The following is a 14,400-nucleotide window of genomic DNA, read 5'->3' as shown; positions in this document are numbered from 1 at the left end:
CTGAGATTCGAACGAGATCGCGCTCGGCGTGATCGAAAGCCTGACCTGTCAACACCTCGGGAAAAGCGGTGCATCTGGCGCTCTGATGCCCACAAGAAGATCACGGGGCAAGCGCCGCATCCTCGCCGACAGCTAAGGGTATCTCGTCCAGGCGATGAGGAAGCAGCGGGACATCTAGAAAACCGACGAGTCATTTGTTCAATATCTGGTTTGATAGTTGCTCGCGGATCGGATCGAATTGAGCAGTAATATCGCTCAATGTTCCATTGGTTGCTGCGTAGATTCGATCCGCTGATATAATCGTTTCCAGCCGGTGCGCGATAATCACGCGCGTGATGCCCATTTTTGCGATAGCAGCATTGACCGCTTGTTCGCACACTGGGTCTAGATGGGAGGTTCCTTCATCCATCACCAGGAGCTTGGGCGCCCGGTACAGTGCGCGCGCCAGGAGCAAACGCTGCTTCTGCCCTCCGGACACAGACGATCCCATGTCGCCGACTAACGTCTCAAACCCCATTGGCATTTTGGCGATGTCTTCTGCCAATGCTGCAGCTTGTACCGCAGCGGTGACTCGCGTCATGTCTGGCGCGTCATCGAACAGCGCGATATTGTCGGCTAGACTGCCTGCAAAAAGATGATCGTCTTGAAGAACCGCACCAATCTGCTCGTGGAACTGCTTGTGCCCGAACTGCGCGAGCGGCACTCCGTCCACCAGCACTTCGCCTTCGTCGGGCTCGACCAGCCCGAGCAGAATTTTGACCAGGGTCGATTTGCCACCGCCCGAAGCCCCGGTGATCGCGACATGGTCGCCGGGCTCAACGACAAAATTGACGCCGCGCAACACCCAAGGGTCGCTCGGACTGTAGCGGAAGCTCACGTCGCGCAATTCCATCCGCCCGGTCAGCGTCCGCTCGCTATGATCGTGGTGCGCGAAGCTGGTGTCTTGGTCGGCCAGCGCGATGTCCGACAAGCGATCGAGGTGGAGCCCGAGCATTTTGAAGGCGATTGCCTGGTCGATTAGGGATGTCGCCTTTTGCAAGAACTGCGTCTTGTAGGCGATATAGGCGAACACCATGCCGACGCTGAAGCCGCCGTCGATCACCAATCGGATCGCCAACCAGACACTGATGATGGTCTCAAGTCCAAAGATCAGCGTGTTCGCGACTTGTTGCCATACGCCGATCCGTGACAGAGCGATTCCTGCGTTCATCGAATCGGTCAGCCGGGTCTGCCACAACGCATGGCGTTGGGTCTCGCGGTTGAAGAGCCGCAGTGTAACGATGCCCCGCAGCGACTCGATCATGGTGGATTGCTCGCGGCCTGCCATGATGATGGCTTCTTCCTGCGCCTCGCGCTGGACGCCATAAGACACCGCACGCACGACTCCGTAAAGCGCGAAGGCGGCGACCGTCACCACGCTCAACAGCGGGCTATAAAGCAACATCACTGCCAGCGTGAACACGGTCAGCGATCCGTCGAGCACCGATCCAACCGCACCTTCGGTGAGGAACTGGCGAATCGGCGTGATCGACTGGAAGCGCGACAGGACATCCCCGACATGGCGCTTCTCGAACCATGCAACCGGCAAGCGGAATAAACGGCGGGCGACATTGGTCGCAATGCCGTACCCCAGTGAGGTACCCGCCGAGAGCAGAACGAACTGCCGCAGCAAGGTCGCTCCGGCATTAATCAGCGTGAACAGGCCGAAGCCGAGCGCGAGTACCGCCAGCAAGTCGCGATCCAGCGCGGGCAACGCACTGTCGAGCGCGACTTGCATGTAATAAGGGGAGGCGAGCACGAACGCCTGTAGCACCAGTGACAGGACCAGCGTCTGTACCAGAGCACGTTTGAGGCCGGTGATGCGCCGCCACAGCTGCGACAGTCGCAACTGTTCGCGTCGCTGCGCCGGTTCGAAATCGTCGGCCGGGCGCAATTCCAGCGCGACCCCGGTGAAGTGGTCCGACACTTCGGCGAGCGCGAGCCACCGCGACCGCCCATCGGGATTGTGGATGAGTGCTTTGTCGCCGCGAACCGCCTCGAGCACGACATAGTGATTCATATCCCAGTGCAGGATCGCGGGCAGGTGCAATTTGCCGAGCTGGTCGAGCGGTAGCTTGACCGCGCGCGGCGTCATCCCCAGCTGGTCGGCGGTGGCGATCAGAGACTTCAGCGCAGCGCCTCGCAGCGAGGGCTGGAAGCGCCGCCGCAGCGTACCGAGGTCCATGTCGAGTCCGTGATAGTTTGCGACCATCGCCAGCGAGGCGAGGCCGCATTCGGCAAGTTCGGTCTGCCGAACAAGACGGACGCGCTGTCGCCGCAGCAGGGCAACGTCCAGGAGAAAGCTCATCGGTCGCGCACCGCAAAAATGGGTTCGAACAGCCATTCGAGCAAGCTGCGTTTCTCGGTGATGATTCGGGCTGATAGCGCCATGCCGGGTAGAAGCCGCTGTTTTCGGCCGAACGCCTTGACCCACGGCTGAATCAGGTCGGCGGTGACCAGATAGACCGGCACTTGGCCGCTCGCAGCCTGACGTGCCACCGCAGCAGCCGAAATCTTCCGGATTCGCCCGGGGATTGTACCAAAACTCTGATAGGGAAAGGCATCCACGGAGAACCGAACTTCCTGCCCTTCGCGCAGGAAACCCGCTGCTGCAGTCGGCACATAAAGCTCGACGCTTAGTACCGCCTGTGTCGGCAGCACCATCATTAGCTGTTGCTGCGGACTAACCGGCTGGCCGATACGCGCGGTCAGCGCGGTCACCATGCCATCGACCGGCGCGACCATTGCGTAACCCCGCGACAGATCGGCTTGCGCGATCTGCTGGAGCAATGCGGCACGGCTCGCCTGCGTATTCGCGACTTGGGCTTCGGCTGATGCACCCGACTGGTCAATCGAGCGTTCAGCGGCGGCCAATTCAGCCAACTTGGCGGAGCGCAACTGGCTGAGCTGCGAAAGTTGCTGTCGACGCGACAGTAAAGTTGCTTCTCGCGTATCGATATCATGCTTGCTGATAAAGCCGTTGGCCGCGATTTGCCGGGCGTTGTCGTAGTCGGATTGCGCTGTGACGATCAGCCGCTGCTGATCGTCAGCCTGTGCATTCAGGCTAGCGAGCTCTTGCGACCCGCCGTGGACCTGTTCGCGCAGCCGCGCCTCGTCGGCTTGGGCGGCGCGCAATGTCATCGCGTTCTGGGCGACGAGTCGCGCATCCTGTTCGTTTAGCGCCCGCCGGATCCGCTCGGGGGCGGTGTTCCCGCCGATCATCGCTTCCTCCGAGCGGACATAGAGCAGCACCTGCCCGGCGTGAACATGCTGGCCCTCCGTCACCGCCATAGACTGCACTATGCCCGGCCGCGACGGAATGATCGTGGCCACGCCGCGGTCGAGTGTCACCTCGCCCGGCACCGTCTCGACGCGCGCATACGATCCCGTCGCTAGAAACGCCGCGGTTGCGATCAGTGCCGCCAAAAGCAGAAAACCAATTGCCTGCCACGCCAGTGGCGTTGCCAAACTAACTGTCCCTTGGAGACGATCGGTGCGAAATCGTAACACCTCCTCTCGAAACAGGGGAGTGCGCTGCTCTGCCCCTAGTCCAGTCATTCAGGCTTTTCCCGTCAAAGTATTCACGTCAAACGGCCCATGATCCAAAGGAAAATACGAATGCTATCAGCGTTAAGGTTGAGCCTCATAAACAGAATCCCGCTCGCCGGACCTAAATAATTTCGGCTTTGCGAGAGCGAAAAGCTGAAGAGAGAAAGCAGCAGTTCGGGCGGCCTCGGCTATTACTGCCGAACAAGGTGCTAACGGGTGCGGTGGTCGAAGCCCGGCGGTCAATAGGCGGCAACATCTACCTGTTGAAAGCCAGTCCGGCGCTACCTCTGGCCCGCGCGACGAGTAACCGAATTTACGACTGCCATTGTTCCTGTGACAGCGGTCACCTGAGCGTCCTGCTACAAGTCGATATCGTACTTGACATCGGCAACGAGAGCCCGATCCATCTCCACTAGCGCGAAGAGATTTGAGAAAAATTCTCTGCCGGGAAATGCCGCTGCTCGTGCTGCTTGACAGCGACTACGCCGAGCAGCGTCTACATACCGCTCGATCCTGACGCCCGCTAAATGTGTGACTATGTTAGCATTTCGAATGTTCCATCGCCGGCGCAGTGCCGGGTCGGGTAACGGGAATCGACCTGGAAGCGCGCACTGTCCTGAGCGCTTCCAGGCCGGACACCGTCAGGGCGATCCCGAACAAAAAACCCAGAAAGAAGACCCCAGACGATCCCGTTCCCAGTGGGGTGTACCGCAACGCGAACACGGATGCAGCAAAGAAGACCAGAATTCCCGAAATTGCGATCTTATGCTTGGTCATGACCAGCCTTTCAAAAAACGGCCCTCGTTGCGCATCTCGCAAAGGTATCGGTAGGCTATTTTTCAGCAGTCGCAAGAGTGGCAGCGATGAGCATCGTTCCGACGATCGCGCCACCCACGCCCAGCGTGCCGATCGCAACTGCGCCGATGCCGATGTACGTAAGGGCCATCACCGCTGACATGCCGCCATCGACGAGATCGCACTCTTCAAAGGAAAGTTCTTGGATCATCGGTGTATTTCCCTATTCAAAGATGGTAGGTTCAATTACTTTAGCAACTCTGCAGTCGCGCCGAGAAACGTCCCGGCAATGACCAGACCTACCCCACCGGTCGCGACGCCGACACCCACTGCCACTGCGCCGATCGCCATGTAAGTCAGATAGGCTCCGGCGGAGAGTCCGCCATCAACCGCATCAATCTCCGTCGAGCAAAGATCGACAATCGAGCCGGCCGTCCCGTGCTGGTCAGTCATGTGTTCCCTTTCAATTCAGACCGTAACCCCTTTGATCACAATCCAAAGCTCTTTGACCATAAAAGGAGGAAGTGGTCAACGCGCGATCAGGCGATGCAACCAATGTGGATGTATTTGTTGTAACCAATGTGGATGTATTTGTTTCTTTGTTCCCAGCTTGCGCGAGGATCGTACGAATACGCGTGCCGTGCAGCGCTCAACCTCAATCAGGCTACTCAGAGTTTTCCTCCGGAGCACAACTGTATGGTGGTCAGATACAAAAAAGGCCGATGGTTTCCCATCGGCCTCAAGTGACTCCGTTCAGGAGCCGGGTGTATCGCGTTCTGCGATGCGTGCGGTGAGCCAGTCGTGTACTTCCTCATCGACCCACCCAACCCTTCCAGGGCCGAGTTGCACCCGTTTGGGGAACTTCCCGGCCGCCTCCAGGCGGGCAATGTGCTGTGGGCTGTACAAGACCATCTCACGCACGTGCTTCTTCGATAGCAACCTCATGTCATGTCACTCCCGTTAGGGAGCGTCATGACGCCCAGGGTTAAGCCTCGGCGAGCAACCGTACCATGAACGCTTCGTACTTCGCCAGAGCTTCACACTTTTCTTCTACGCGGTCGTAACGATCATAGATTTCGTCGAGGACTGTCGGCGCGTGGTTGATGAGTACCTCGCAAATCTCGCGGGGTACTTTGAGCCGCGCCATGTTTGATCGGAACGTGCGGCGGATGTCGCGAAGCGTCCAATCCTTGGTCCCCGTCTCTGCCTGAATCTCCGCCTTTATCCGATTGAGGGAGCCGGCGGTGAGAGGCTTCTCGTTGCTGTACCGGCCGGGGAAATAATACGCGCCGGTGTCGGGGCGATCGGCCAGCACGCCTTGCGCGAGCGGGAGCAGCGGGATTGCGTGATCTCGGCCGTTCTTCGTGTGCTCACCTGGAATAGTGAGCACGTCATCGACGCGCCATCCCCGGTTTAAGACCGTCGTTTCCTCGTTCCGGGTGCCCCAGAGTATGAGGAGCCGAACAACGACCCGCGACCCCTTTCCCGAGGCCTTCCAAACGGCCTTGAGTTCGGCGTCTGTTAGCGTGCGGGTGCCTTTCGTATCTTTGCCGGGCGGCTCGTATCCCTCCATCGGCGAATGCTTAATCCACTTGCGCGGAGGCCGGGTGCACCATTTGAGAAAGGTACGCGCGGCGCGGTACACGTGAAGCTGTGTCGATGGTGTCTTTTTCAGCTTGTCGAGCACGGCGCTGATGTCCGTATCGTTGATGTCGGCAAGCCGGCGATGGTCGAGTCCCTTGAAGTGCTTCGTGAGCATGAGCTTCATGAGGTGCGGCCAGCGCGAGGTCGAACCCTTGTAGTTTTCGGCAAGGAATTCGTCGCGCGCGACCGCCCATGTTTTGGATACGACCTTGGCTTCAGGCGTGGTCGACAAGAGCTTTTTCGCTTCTGTGCGGGCATCAGCAAGCGAGAGGTCTGGGTATTTGCCGATCGCTTGTTTCGCGCGGCTGCGATCTCGCACGACAATCCATGTTTTCGATTTCTTGCCAACACGAATGCCGAAGCCCGCTGTCTTGGTGTCAAAGAACGTCTCGTATTTGTCGGACCCTTTCAAGGCCCGCACGCTGACGTCGGTCAGCAGCATCTTCGCCATGATCTGGCTCCTTTCTGGCTCCAAAATCTTATGGGAAAGAGCCAGAAACAGTGTCTCACATGAGCAGGGTATGAGACAAGAAATAACGTAGTTACAATAGTTTGGTTCACATATGAGCAGCCATGAGAAGGCAGAAATCGAGCTTCCCAAGCTTACGACGGGGGTTCGATTCCCCTCACCCGCTCCACTTTCCTGCCCGCCGGTGTTCGCCCGCGACTGGACAATCCCTAGAAATCCGCGCTATTCTGCCGAAATCAGGCCGTAAGCGTTCGCCCGTATTCGAATGAAGCCGCCCTAGGATGGGGGTATCATTGGGGGGTACTCGTCAAAGGCCGTTTTCCGTACCCCCGACCGATGGGGGTATCTTGGGGGGCGATTCCCCGGAAGGGCGAGGCAAATGGCGCTTACAGACATAGCGATCAGGAACGCGAAACCTGGGTCCAAGGCGACGAAGCTGACCGATGGAGCTGGCATGTTCCTTCTGGTGACGCCCGCTGGCGGTAAACTTTGGCGGCTGAAATATCGGATTGAGGGACGCGAGAAGCTGTTGGCGATCGGTGCCTATCCGGAGATCGGGTTGAGCGAAGCCCGGAAGCGGCGGGAGGATGCCCGCGCCTTGATCGCGATTGGCAAAGATCCGTCACGCGAAAAGCAACGCGGCAAGGTCCGCTCCCGAATCGACGCCGAAAACACCTTTACCGCCATCGCCGCCGAATATTGCGCGAAGCGGCGGCGCGACGGGCAGAGAGCTTGGGCGGAAGCCACCGCCACCCGTAGCGAATATCTCTTGTCCCTATTGCGCGGACCTATCGGTCATTTGGCGATCAATGAGATTGAACCGGCGGACGTTCTTACCGCTATCCGCCGGATCGAGAGCAAGGGTAGATTGGAAAGCGCGCGGCGAACGTTGCAATTGGCCAGCTCTGTTTTTCGCTACGCTGTCGCGACCGCTCGGCTGGCATCGGACCCGACCCGAGACTTGCGCGGTGCACTGACTGCGCCAACGGTAACGCATTATGGGGCCATCACCGATGCCGCTCGCGTTGGCGAATTATTGCGCGCTATCGATGACTATGACGGACAGGGGTTTACCAAGCTGGCCATGCAGATTGCTCCGCATGTGTTTGTACGTCCCGGTGAGTTGCGCCACGTTGATTGGAGCGAGATCGATCTGGACGGAGCGCTTTGGACCATTCCGGCGGAAAAGACCAAGATGCGCAAGCCGCACCATGTTCCGCTATCGGTGCAAACGGTCGCGCTGTTCCGCGAAGTCCGTTCCGCCACCGGGCCGACGGGCTACGTCTTCCCGTCGATCCGTACGCGCTCCCGTCCGATGAGCGAAAACACCATTAACGCCGGGTTGCGGCGGCTCGGTTACACTAGCGATGAAATGACCGCGCACGGCTTTCGGGCGATGGCATCGACCCTGTTGAACGAAAGCGGCAAGTGGCATCCCGACGCAATCGAGCGCGCGCTTGCGCATGGTGACAGCGACAAGGTTCGTGCGGCCTATCATCGCGGTGCGCACTGGCAGGAACGGGTCGAGATGGCGCAGTGGTGGAGCGATCATCTCGACATGCTGCGGGCCGGCGCTTCGGTCCTGCCATTTCCCGATCGTGCAAAAGCTTAGGAAATGTCGGGAAGTGGGTGGGAAGTCGACGGTCCGCTTTCAGATGCCGGAAAGCGAAAGCTGCCGTTGTCAGCTTTTCCAGTTTATGACCACGACGACGACAAACGGGATGATGGAAACCAGCGTGTTTCCGATCGCAACCCGCTTCGACATAGGCGAGCGGGCATAATGGGCAAGTCTCACGCCCGCGCGCAGTGTCCATCCCCAGCCGACGACACACAGCCCAATCGTAGCAAGCATTTGCCCAGTCATGCGGACTTCATAACCCATCTCGATTTGGTCCGCTATCGGATGCGGATCAAGTACGTCGCAATGGCAACAAATTGGGCGCTTGCCGCCGGGCAGCTTTGCGTCCCGACACCTGCCGGTCGGCTATCAGGCGGGCCGCGTAAATCGACGGCGCCGGAACGGCGAAACGTGGTGGAAACCGGACACTGAGAGTGGACCCTACATGAGTGCGGGGTATTATGGCTTAATGGACCGACACGCCGCCATCGAAATGCTCAAACGCGAAGGGTTCCACGCGTTTGAACTAACATGGAATTTCGGAGACACCATTGGGGTTGCCGCCTTGCCGTCACAGGATGGTAATATTACCTGCTATGGACTTGTGATGTATATCTTTCCAGTCGATGGTAGTCGTTGGAGTATCTTGGATACGAGGGAGGTATCCGCACCAGAACACGACTGCAGGCTCCCGCTTCGCGAGGCTGTTACGATGACTGTCGATTTCATGCGCGAGGCCTTGACGGCCACTCAGTGATATTGACCGCAACTGGGGCGGCTTGCCGTCGGGCCGCTTTCCGCCCCAAAACCTGTCGGTCGGCTTTCAGGCGAGTCGCGTCGATCGATGGCCCCGGAACGGGGAAAAGTGGTGGGGAACGGGCCGTCCGGTTCTAGTCAGTCTCGCAATGTAACGGACATACGTGTGAGGTGCGCCAGCTACAGAAATCCAAAAATAGCGGCAGACGACAAACCAAATATTCCCAGCCCGAACAAAAGACCGAAACATGCGGACCCGACGAAAAACCAAAACTGGAACGGGTCTGCGGCTCTGTCGTAATGCTGCCCTTTCACATTGATGGCCTTGTAGGCGGCCATGACATAGAGGCGATTTACCATGAAGCCTGCGACGCCGCCGGATACTACGAGCAAGGTAATGGCTATCAGCATAGATTGACTTTCAAATCCTTCGGCTACTGATAGTGGCCGGCGGCTCCAAAGTTAAACAAATGTCCGCTTTCAAGATTGTAGCTGGCACCTGCAAATGTCGCAAACTGCGAAGGATATCGGGCGCCGGCAGGCGTACGATATCCTCCAATGTAGGAACCCGCGGGCCGCGCGCGGTAGGCTATGGGGTTTTCGGTTTTTGAGGGTTTCCGGGGATCGCGCTGGCGCCTGTGCGGCGGATCAGACGTGATGCCGACGGGCCAAATTTTGGCGGGATCGGACGATGTCGTCGATGTGGCAGGGCGCAGATCGGGGCATGATCGAGGTCGATGACGGTGGTCGAGGCGCGCGGGGTCATTGCCCGAAGCGCGGTTGCTCGGGCAGATAGCGAGGCCAAGCCATGCCGGATCATGGCGCGATCTCTCGGTTCGGCGATGTGCCGGATGGCGGTGCGCGCGGCTGGCACCAGCGCTCGAAGGCTTCGATGATGACCATGTGCCCACCGCAGCACGGGCACGGTGGGCGGACGTCGGCGGGTTCCTCGATCCTGTGGTCATTGAGCGGCGGAGCAACGTTCAGCAGTTCGCGGGCGCGTTCGAGGCTGGCCTTGCGGGCGGAGCTGGCGAGCAGGCCATAGTGGCGGATGCGGTGGAACCCGCGTGGCAGGACATGGAGCAGGAAGCGGCGGATGAACTCGTTCGTCGTGAGCGTCATCACCTGCTGTCGGTCGGCGCCGCCACGGCGATAATCCTTGTAGCGGAATGTGACGCCGGCCTCATCGAAGGCGAGCAGTTGTGAATCGGCGTCCAAATCGGGACCCCCTGTGATCTTGTCGATAAGCGACTGATGAGTCCGGAGAAAGGGGTGATCGGGTGGGGTCCCAAGTGGCGCCGATTTCACGGTAACTCACCCTTTCAAATCGTTCTAGCTCAATACCTTAGCGAAACTTGATGGGGTCCCGCGTTGGACGCCGATCCACAGTTATCGGACGCAACATGCAACGCCACCGGCATCAGGAGTTCAACCGCTTCCTCAATGCGGTCGAAGCCGAGCTACCGCCCGACAAGGCCGTCCATGTCATCCTCGACAACTATGCCACGCATAAGCAGCCCAAGGTCCGCGCCTGGCTGGCTCGGCATCCCCGGTGGACCTTCCACTTCGTGCCGACGTCCTGTTCGTGGCTCAATGCCGTCGAGGGTTTCTTCGCCACATTGACCCGGCGGCGACTGAAGCATGGCGTCTTCCACTCCATCGTCGACCTGCAGGCCGCCATCAACCGCTTCATCAACGCGCACAATCAGCAGTCGAAGCTCTTCGTCTGGAAAGCCGATCCCGACCAGATCATCGCTGCCGTCCGGCGTGGGCACCAAACGTTGGAATCAATCCACTAGCTCGCCGGCGGTGTAACGCTCGCTCAGGAAAGCCGCCGCGTCCTGGCGCGGCGAGCCGGGGACTTGCCATGCGCGCGACAGGCATAGCCCGGGTATCGATGCTCGACCGCATCAGGAAGATGGAGCCCATCCACAGAATCCAGCCCCAGCCGAGGTAGAACGAGCTCGAGTCAAGATAATTCATCGGGAATCCTCCTCTGACGGCCGGCAACCAACGCAGATTCCATGACTGATCGGCCGATCGGCTGAACGGTGGCGAGGAGAACAAGATGACGTTCGCCAACCCTGGTGGCGAGCGACGGAATCTAAGCATGCCTGCGGCCTTGACGGTCGCCATGTCGACAATCGGCTGCGTAGTTTTCGGATCCTTTAGCGATGACGGATCGGCACCGCGACCGAGCGGGTCGATGATCAGACCGTTCCCGCCGATACGCAAAACGCTGATCGAGTCGAAAGCGGAGTTCCAGACCTTGCAGACGCTCGTCAAACGCTGCTGCCATTCTGTCCAGCGTTCCGGCCGCTTTGCAGCTTCGCTGTCCCCAAGCACGGACCGATCCCAAAACGCGCGTCGGCCATCGCCGCTTGAAGGGCAAAAGGTGGACGCTTCATTGACTTCGCGGCGATTTATCTTTTCACAGGCAAGGTTCGCGGCGCAATCGGCCTCATGATCGCGAGCACCATGTATACGACCGTGGCTTATGTGATCCACGAGAATGCCTGGGCGCGGGTGACGTGGGCGTGGTGGCCACATAGACGTCAGAATGTGGCCGCGGGGAAATGGTGACAGGTATTCCTGTCCTGCTTTTCGTTTCTTCGGCGGGTCCGAACAATTGTACTAGGATTACCAGCATGAAGCCACATATGCTTCCAAACAATTTGCGTGAAAACCCTTTCAAAGGGGAGCTGACTGATGAACAGTTTCAGTCGATTTTCGCGCAAAATATTTGCTATGGCGTACTCGACGAAAACTCAATCATCGCTATTACTGATGTTAAAGGTTCAATAAAGTATGCAAACGAACAATTCGTTACATTATCAAAATACTCTCTGCCAGAGATTATCGGAGAAAATCATAGAATTCTAAACTCAGGGCGCCATCCGCGCTCATTCTTCGAAGGTATGTTTCGCGATATCGCAAAAGGGAAAAAGTGGCGCGGTGAAATTCAGAACCGCGCGAAAGATGGCTCCTTCTATTGGGTCGACACGACGATCGTGCCGATCCTTGGCGAAGGGAATAAACTTCTCGGTTACGTCGCGATCCGGACCGACATCACCGACCGCAAGCAACTGGAATTTCGCCTCGCGGAGCAGGCGCAGGATCTCCTGCGCTCCAATGAGGAACTGGAGCAGTTTGCCTATGTGGCCTCACATGACCTGAAGGCGCCTCTTCGTGGCATTGAGAACCTGGTGAGCTGGATCGAGGAAGATCTCGAGTCCTCGCTTACCGGCGATACCCGCACCAACATGGACCTTTTGAAAAGCCGCGTGCGGCGGTTGGAGAGCCTGCTGGACGATCTGCTCGCCTATTCCCGTGCGGGACGCGGTGAAACGGCCAGTGATCTCATCGACACCAAGGCGCTGGTCGGGGAGCTTGTCCTACTCGTCGGCGCCCCGCTGGGCTTCAGCCTTGTCGGCGGCGAGACCCTGCCAACCTTGCACACGGCTCGTGCGCCCCTAACCCAGGTGCTGCAGAATCTGATCAACAACGCGATCAAGCATCACGACAGCCCGGCAAATGGACATGTGTGGATCGAAGCGGTTGCGTTCCCCGACGCCACCGAGTTCACCGTTACGGACGACGGACCTGGCATCCCGGAGCGTTTTCGAGAGCGCGTCTTCGGCATGTTCCAGACGCTCAAACCTCGCGATGAAGTTGAGGGTAGCGGAATGGGGCTTGCGATAGTCAGGAAGTTGGTTGACCGTCAGGGTGGAAATGTCTGGCTAACTGAGAGGGAGGCCGGGCAAGGCCTTTCGGTTCACTTCACCTGGCCACATAAATAACGGGAACGCATATATGGCGCCGATGGTAAATCTGCTGCTGGTTGAAGACGATGAAGTCGATGTCCAGGGGCTTAAGCGCGCTTTCGCAAAAAGCCGGATCGGCAATCCGATCACAGTCGCGCGCGACGGCATCGAGGCCCTTGAGATTCTGCGCGGCGAGAATGGTCAGGTCAAACTCGCCAAACCACACCTGATTCTGCTCGACCTGAACATGCCGCGCATGAACGGGCTCGAGTTTCTCGAGGCGATCCGCGCCGACGAGGATCTGAAGGCGTCGGTCGTCTTCATGATCACGACATCGAAGGCCGAAGAGGACAAGACCCGCGCCTACGAAAAGAATGTTGCGGGCTATATCGTCAAGCAGGATCCCGCCAACACCTTTATGCAAGCGGTAGCGTTACTGGAGCATTATTGGAAAATCGTCGAATTTCCCGAGTAGAGACATGACTACCCTGACCACAATTCTCCTGATCGATGACGACAAGGTCGACCGCACGATGGTGCGGAGGGCCCTTGAGAAGTCTGGACTTGAGCATATCCTCGTCGAGGCGCCGGACGGCGCGACCGGCCTTCGTCGCGCGGAAGAGCAGACGTTTGATTGCGTGCTGCTCGACTACCGCCTCCCTGATGTCGATGCCTTTGAATTACTGACTGTTCTTCTGTCGCCGAAGGGGGGTGGCCAAGCGGTCGTGATGTTAACGGGCGAGGCCGACCAGGAGATCGCCGTTCGCCTGGTGCGGGCGGGCGCGCTCGATTATCTGACCAAGGCCGAGGCGACGCCCTCGAGCCTTGCTCGGGCAATCCGCTACGCGAAGGCGCGACGGCAGTTCCTCACCGAGCTCAATGTGGCCCGTCGCGAGGCCGAAGAAAAATCGCGCGCGCTCGACATCTTAAATCGGCAGAAGACTCTTCTATTTTCAATCATCGCTCACGATCTCCGTAATCCCTTTCAGGCGCTGCTCGGCCTATCGACCATTCTATCCCAAGCTGTGTCCGCGAGAGATATCGCCTCAATCGAGCGTCGCGCCCAAGGCATCAAGGAGGCGGCGGCACAAGCCTATGCATTGATGGAAAGTCTGTTCGCGTGGGCGAGCCTGCAAATGGATACGGCGACAATTCGGTTGGTTGACGTCGACCTTGAAGAGATCGCCCGCGAAACGGTCCGAGGCGCGGCCAAGGCGGCGACTGAGAAGAATATCTCTCTTTCAACCAGCTGTTCGAGCATCCAGGTGCGCGGGCATCGCGACATGCTCGCCGCGGTGCTGCGCAATCTCGTGAACAATGCCATCAAGTTCACCCCGCCCGGCGGGGCGGTCACAATCACCGCCTGTCCGCGCAACGATCTCGTTGAAGTTGAAGTTACCGATACAGGCGTCGGTATGCCTCCACACAGGATTTCCAACCTGTTCAAACTGGACCAACGCACTTCCACGACCGGAACCGTGGGCGAACAAGGCAGTGGCTTTGGTCTTCTTCTCTGCCGTGACCTTGTAGAACAGCTCGGTACCGAGCTCACAGTCAGCAGCACTGTCAACCACGGCACAAAGTTTCGTTTCATGCTGGCTGGCGTCTTGGAACTGGCTGGGTAACCCGATCTGGGTATAAGATGCCTGTCGCGCGCTGTTCGGTCAGGCTGCCGCGCTGTCGCCGCCGACGACGTTTGGTGCGCCTAGGCCTGCGGAAGTGGTGGAGCGGCGGCTCCCCACCCTCCAGCGACCTTCCGAACGTCT

At 58.7% G+C, this 14,400-nt stretch carries 15 protein-coding genes and 2 pseudogenes; 7 read left to right on the top strand and 10 right to left on the bottom strand.

What is annotated here, in order from left to right; genetic code table 11:
- Positions 1 to 190: 190 nt before the first annotated feature.
- From U1839_RS21175 to U1839_RS21145, 7 genes are all read right to left on the bottom strand, one after another.
- Positions 191 to 2,347, bottom strand: coding sequence for a peptidase domain-containing ABC transporter (locus U1839_RS21175; protein WP_332805561.1), 2,157 nt, complete (start codon positions 2,345 to 2,347; stop codon positions 191 to 193).
- A complete protein-coding gene (locus U1839_RS21170) occupies positions 2,344 to 3,507 on the bottom strand; it encodes an HlyD family secretion protein (RefSeq protein ID WP_332805560.1) in 1,164 nt (387 codons plus the stop codon). Before U1839_RS21170 ends, U1839_RS21175 begins: the two co-directional genes overlap by 4 nt.
- Before the next feature lie 621 nt (positions 3,508 to 4,128).
- A complete protein-coding gene (locus U1839_RS21165) occupies positions 4,129 to 4,365 on the bottom strand; it encodes a hypothetical protein (protein WP_332805559.1) in 237 nt (78 codons plus the stop codon).
- Between the two features lie 55 nt (positions 4,366 to 4,420).
- On the bottom strand, positions 4,421 to 4,594 hold the full coding sequence (locus U1839_RS21160; RefSeq protein ID WP_332805558.1) for a hypothetical protein: 174 nt from the start codon (positions 4,592 to 4,594) through the stop codon (positions 4,421 to 4,423).
- 35 nt (positions 4,595 to 4,629) lie between these two features.
- Positions 4,630 to 4,836, bottom strand: coding sequence for a hypothetical protein (locus U1839_RS21155; protein WP_332805557.1), 207 nt, complete (start codon positions 4,834 to 4,836; stop codon positions 4,630 to 4,632).
- A gap of 300 nt (positions 4,837 to 5,136) precedes the next feature.
- Positions 5,137 to 5,328, bottom strand: a complete 192-nt coding sequence (locus U1839_RS21150) for a helix-turn-helix transcriptional regulator (protein WP_332805556.1) — start codon at positions 5,326 to 5,328, stop codon at positions 5,137 to 5,139.
- Between the two features lie 40 nt (positions 5,329 to 5,368).
- On the bottom strand, positions 5,369 to 6,478 hold the full coding sequence (locus tag U1839_RS21145) for an integrase arm-type DNA-binding domain-containing protein (RefSeq protein ID WP_332805555.1): 1,110 nt from the start codon (positions 6,476 to 6,478) through the stop codon (positions 5,369 to 5,371).
- A gap of 397 nt (positions 6,479 to 6,875) precedes the next feature.
- Between U1839_RS21145 and U1839_RS21140 the strand changes: the two genes are divergently transcribed.
- On the top strand, positions 6,876 to 8,108 hold the full coding sequence (locus U1839_RS21140) for a tyrosine-type recombinase/integrase (protein ID WP_332805554.1): 1,233 nt from the start codon (positions 6,876 to 6,878) through the stop codon (positions 8,106 to 8,108).
- Between the two features lie 69 nt (positions 8,109 to 8,177).
- On the opposite strand, the gene U1839_RS21135 is transcribed toward U1839_RS21140, so the two are convergent.
- The 3 genes and pseudogenes from U1839_RS21135 to U1839_RS21125 form a co-directional block, all read right to left on the bottom strand.
- A complete protein-coding gene (locus tag U1839_RS21135) occupies positions 8,178 to 8,378 on the bottom strand; it encodes a hypothetical protein (RefSeq protein ID WP_332805553.1) in 201 nt (66 codons plus the stop codon).
- A 672-nt stretch (positions 8,379 to 9,050) separates the two neighbouring features.
- Entirely contained in the window at positions 9,051 to 9,281 is a 231-nt protein-coding gene (locus U1839_RS21130; protein ID WP_332805552.1) for a hypothetical protein, read from the bottom strand.
- 405 nt (positions 9,282 to 9,686) lie between these two features.
- Positions 9,687 to 10,082: pseudogene (locus U1839_RS21125) on the bottom strand (transposase); the annotation flags it as partial.
- A gap of 173 nt (positions 10,083 to 10,255) precedes the next feature.
- Here U1839_RS21125 and U1839_RS21120 point away from each other — a divergent pair.
- The 6 genes and pseudogenes from U1839_RS21120 to U1839_RS21100 form a co-directional block, all read left to right on the top strand.
- Positions 10,256 to 10,669, top strand: a pseudogene (locus U1839_RS21120) (IS630 family transposase); the annotation flags it as partial.
- Positions 10,670 to 10,938: 269 nt separating this feature from the next.
- The gene (locus tag U1839_RS21115; protein ID WP_332805551.1) at positions 10,939 to 11,337 is read left to right on the top strand and encodes a hypothetical protein; all 399 of its coding nucleotides are present in this window, start codon (positions 10,939 to 10,941) and stop codon (positions 11,335 to 11,337) included.
- Positions 11,334 to 11,453 (top strand): hypothetical protein, encoded by a 120-nt coding sequence (locus U1839_RS26835; RefSeq protein ID WP_443030650.1) that lies wholly within the window; start codon positions 11,334 to 11,336, stop codon positions 11,451 to 11,453. The genes U1839_RS21115 and U1839_RS26835 overlap by 4 nt, the downstream gene beginning before the upstream one ends.
- A 65-nt stretch (positions 11,454 to 11,518) precedes the next feature.
- The gene (locus U1839_RS21110) at positions 11,519 to 12,670 is read left to right on the top strand and encodes a sensor histidine kinase (protein WP_332805550.1); all 1,152 of its coding nucleotides are present in this window, start codon (positions 11,519 to 11,521) and stop codon (positions 12,668 to 12,670) included.
- A 13-nt stretch (positions 12,671 to 12,683) separates the two neighbouring features.
- Complete coding sequence (locus tag U1839_RS21105; RefSeq protein WP_332805549.1) at positions 12,684 to 13,109, top strand: response regulator; 426 nt, start codon at positions 12,684 to 12,686, stop codon at positions 13,107 to 13,109.
- 4 nt (positions 13,110 to 13,113) lie between these two features.
- The gene (locus U1839_RS21100; RefSeq protein WP_332805548.1) at positions 13,114 to 14,259 is read left to right on the top strand and encodes an ATP-binding response regulator; all 1,146 of its coding nucleotides are present in this window, start codon (positions 13,114 to 13,116) and stop codon (positions 14,257 to 14,259) included.
- Positions 14,260 to 14,400 lie beyond the last annotated feature (141 nt).

Source organism: Parasphingomonas halimpatiens (assembly GCF_036663795.1).
Lineage (GTDB): Bacteria > Pseudomonadota > Alphaproteobacteria > Sphingomonadales > Sphingomonadaceae > Sphingomonas.
The sequence above is the reverse complement of the archived record's forward strand: the minus strand, read 5'-3'. Positions and strand labels throughout refer to the sequence as shown.

Bases quoted from the DNA above. Each gene is read 5' to 3' on its own strand.
- U1839_RS21155 (WP_332805557.1), bottom strand. From the start codon at position 4,836: ATGACTGACCAGCACGGGACGGCCGGCTCGATTGTCGATCTTTGCTCG.
- U1839_RS21145 (WP_332805555.1), bottom strand. From the start codon at position 6,478: ATGGCGAAGATGCTGCTGACCGACGTCAGCGTGCGGGCCTTGAAAGGG.
- U1839_RS26835 (WP_443030650.1), top strand. From the start codon at position 11,334: ATGATCGCGAGCACCATGTATACGACCGTGGCTTATGTGATCCACGAG.
- U1839_RS21160 (WP_332805558.1), bottom strand. From the start codon at position 4,594: ATGATCCAAGAACTTTCCTTTGAAGAGTGCGATCTCGTCGATGGCGGC.
- U1839_RS21115 (WP_332805551.1), top strand. From the start codon at position 10,939: ATGACGTTCGCCAACCCTGGTGGCGAGCGACGGAATCTAAGCATGCCT.
- U1839_RS21130 (WP_332805552.1), bottom strand. From the start codon at position 9,281: ATGCTGATAGCCATTACCTTGCTCGTAGTATCCGGCGGCGTCGCAGGC.
- U1839_RS21140 (WP_332805554.1), top strand. From the start codon at position 6,876: ATGGCGCTTACAGACATAGCGATCAGGAACGCGAAACCTGGGTCCAAG.
- U1839_RS21105 (WP_332805549.1), top strand. From the start codon at position 12,684: ATGGCGCCGATGGTAAATCTGCTGCTGGTTGAAGACGATGAAGTCGAT.
- U1839_RS21175 (WP_332805561.1), bottom strand. From the start codon at position 2,347: ATGAGCTTTCTCCTGGACGTTGCCCTGCTGCGGCGACAGCGCGTCCGT.
- U1839_RS21110 (WP_332805550.1), top strand. From the start codon at position 11,519: ATGAAGCCACATATGCTTCCAAACAATTTGCGTGAAAACCCTTTCAAA.
- U1839_RS21135 (WP_332805553.1), bottom strand. From the start codon at position 8,378: ATGGGTTATGAAGTCCGCATGACTGGGCAAATGCTTGCTACGATTGGG.
- U1839_RS21150 (WP_332805556.1), bottom strand. From the start codon at position 5,328: ATGAGGTTGCTATCGAAGAAGCACGTGCGTGAGATGGTCTTGTACAGC.
- U1839_RS21165 (WP_332805559.1), bottom strand. From the start codon at position 4,365: ATGACCAAGCATAAGATCGCAATTTCGGGAATTCTGGTCTTCTTTGCT.
- U1839_RS21100 (WP_332805548.1), top strand. From the start codon at position 13,114: ATGACTACCCTGACCACAATTCTCCTGATCGATGACGACAAGGTCGAC.